This is a genomic window from Rothia sp. HMSC08A08 (assembly GCF_001808385.1).
Lineage (GTDB): Bacteria > Actinomycetota > Actinomycetes > Actinomycetales > Micrococcaceae > Rothia > Rothia dentocariosa.
This window is the reverse complement of the sequence record NZ_KV793073.1, coordinates 10,835-13,183: the sequence shown is the minus strand read 5'-3', so window position 1 is coordinate 13,183 and position 2,349 is coordinate 10,835. Positions and strand designations below refer to the sequence as shown.

Here is a 2,349-nt window from a genome sequence, read left to right as displayed (position 1 = left end):
GAATTTACCCCGTTCACGGGGTAGAGGAAGTCAAGCCATGAGTGACGTTATCTCGCAGGAATCTTTCGACGAGCTCGCCCTCTATTTCAACGGGGGAGGGCACCTGCTTACCTCGGACGCGCGCCGCAGCGCCGCCGAACGCGCCCGCATCCTCTGCGCTTGCGGGCTCGATGCGCTCCGGCAGTATACGCACCGCACCGGGATGACTGTGCACTACTACGTGGCACCCTACGATACGAGCGACCTGCTGCGAACGGGTGCGAGTGCGCTCGCGCTCACTGGGGCTCGGCACGAGCTTTTGGGGATGAAAACTTCTCTGCTCGACGCCTACATTCTGCCCAGTGACCTCATAAAATTTGCTCCGAATTGGGGTTTGGAACCTGCTCCACCCGAGCGGGCGAACGTGATTTTGCGCGAGGTTTTTACCCTTCCGCGGGTGCTGCGCCTGCACGTGGCGGCAGACCTGCTGCACGTCTGCGATATTGGCGCGGTGGATGAGCGTGCACAAGAGAGGGCCGAGCGCATCATGAAAGAATTATGCCGCCCAAGCGACAGATAGAATTCTCGGTTTAACCTGAGCCAGCCCGCGCCGTCTCTGAGTAAGAGGGCGGGGCTGGTTCGCATTCAAACGCGTTGTCTGCGTGTATAGGTGCGTTGAATTGGGTTTACCTGAAAGTAAACCTATGCGAAGAATACCAGGAAAAACGGGTGAAGTTGTATACCTGCAGCCGTGAAATTTCTGACGTTTTCGAGCGCATATCTACACCCCCCCATAGGTGTATAAAAAGGCTCTTTCTGAATAAAGCGTAGTTTTCCGCCGCTTCTCTTCAAAAAGAGCCTTTTTACACCCGATATATACCCGGGATCAGCCAACGCTAGTGCGTGAGACCGTTGATAATACCCATGCCGAAGTAGATGACGAATACTGCAGACACTACGTACATGAGCCAGTGCACCTCGCGCCCGCGACCCTGAACCAGACGGATAAAGGCGTACGAGACGAACCCAGCACCAATACCGTTAGCGATCGAGTACGACAGCGGCATGAAAATAATGGTCATAAACGCGGGGATACCCAGACCCCAGTCTTGCCAGTCGATATGCACGGCTTGGCGCACCATCAGGAACCCAACAACCACCAGAGCGGGGGCGACCGCCTCAAAGGGAACGATCGTCACCAGCGGCGAGGCGATAATCGCCACCAGGAACAGCACACCGGTTACGATATTCGCCAGACCCGTGCGGGCACCCTCACCAATACCGGTTGCCGACTCCACAAAAATCTGGTTCGCAGAGCCGGATGCGCCGCCGCCGACCACGGAACCGACCGCATCCACGAGCAGCACCTCGTTAATGTTCTCGACCTTGCCGTCCTTATCGATGGTGCCCGCTTCGGTTGCTAAGCCCACCGAAACACCCATGGCGTCAAAGAAGACCGAGAGCAGAATAGCGAACACCAGCAGGGATGCGCCCAGCACGCCGATAGCGCCGAACGCGCCGAATCGTGCAGACCCGATAAGCGAGAAATCGGGGGCTGAGAAGGAAAAATTATTGAGCGCGGGAACGTTGAGCGACCAGCCGGTCGGGTTTCCTTTGCCGCTGCCGATATGGAAAACCGCCTCTAGGATGATAGACAGCGCGGTAGATGCCACCACACCAATGAGGATAGCGCCGCGCACATTGCGAATAAACAGGGCGATGGTGAGGAAAAGACCGAAAATAAACACGAGAGTAGGCCAGCCAAGTAGGTGACCACCCACGCCGAACGAGACGGGAACGGTAGTTCCTGCGGCATCCGGCATGCGGCGGATGATCCCGGAATCAACCAGTCCGATAAAGGCGATAAAGAAGCCGATTCCCGCCACAATTGCGGTTTTGAGGCTCTCGGGGACCGCCTCGAATACGGCGGTGCGGAAGCCGGTGAGGACCAGCACAGTCATAATAAGACCGGCGATAATCACCAAGCCCATAATATCTGCCCACGTCAGCCCGGGGGTGGTTGCGATTGTGGACGCCAGCAGCGCGTTCACACCCAGGCCCGCCGCCATTGCGAAAGGCTGCTTAGCAATAACGCCCATTAGGATAGTCATCACGCCGGCGACGAGTGCGGTGACCGCGGCAACCTGCGGCACGCCAAGGATATTTCCCGCCGAGTCTGCGCCGGTGCCGATCACCAGGGGGTTGAGGACGACGATGTAACTCATCGCGAAGAACGCGGCGAGACCGCCACGAATCTCGGCTGAAATAGATGAGCCTCGTTCAGTGATTTTGAAGTAACGGTCCAGTGCGCCGCCCGATGCGTTGGGCTTGTGTGCCTGGGGAGCCGCGGTGTTCTCAGAAGACATTCGT

The 2,349-nt window shown here is 57.7% G+C and carries 2 protein-coding genes; one reads left to right on the top strand and one right to left on the bottom strand.

The window, feature by feature from the left end; all coding sequences use genetic code 11:
* Positions 1-37: 37 nt before the first annotated feature.
* Positions 38-559, top strand: coding sequence for a hypothetical protein (locus HMPREF3164_RS06375; RefSeq protein ID WP_048754522.1), 522 nt, complete (start codon positions 38-40; stop codon positions 557-559).
* Positions 560-875: 316 nt separating this feature from the next.
* Here the strand turns inward: HMPREF3164_RS06375 and HMPREF3164_RS06370 are convergent, their stop codons facing one another.
* On the bottom strand, positions 876-2,345 hold the full coding sequence (locus tag HMPREF3164_RS06370; RefSeq protein WP_048780081.1) for an NCS2 family permease: 1,470 nt from the start codon (positions 2,343-2,345) through the stop codon (positions 876-878).
* Positions 2,346-2,349 lie beyond the last annotated feature (4 nt).

What these genes read in the sequence shown, in the direction of transcription:
- HMPREF3164_RS06375 (WP_048754522.1), top strand. Translation starts at nt 38, where the DNA reads ATGAGTGACGTTATCTCGCAGGAATCTTTCGACGAGCTCGCCCTCTAT.
- HMPREF3164_RS06370 (WP_048780081.1), bottom strand. Translation starts at nt 2,345, where the DNA reads ATGTCTTCTGAGAACACCGCGGCTCCCCAGGCACACAAGCCCAACGCA.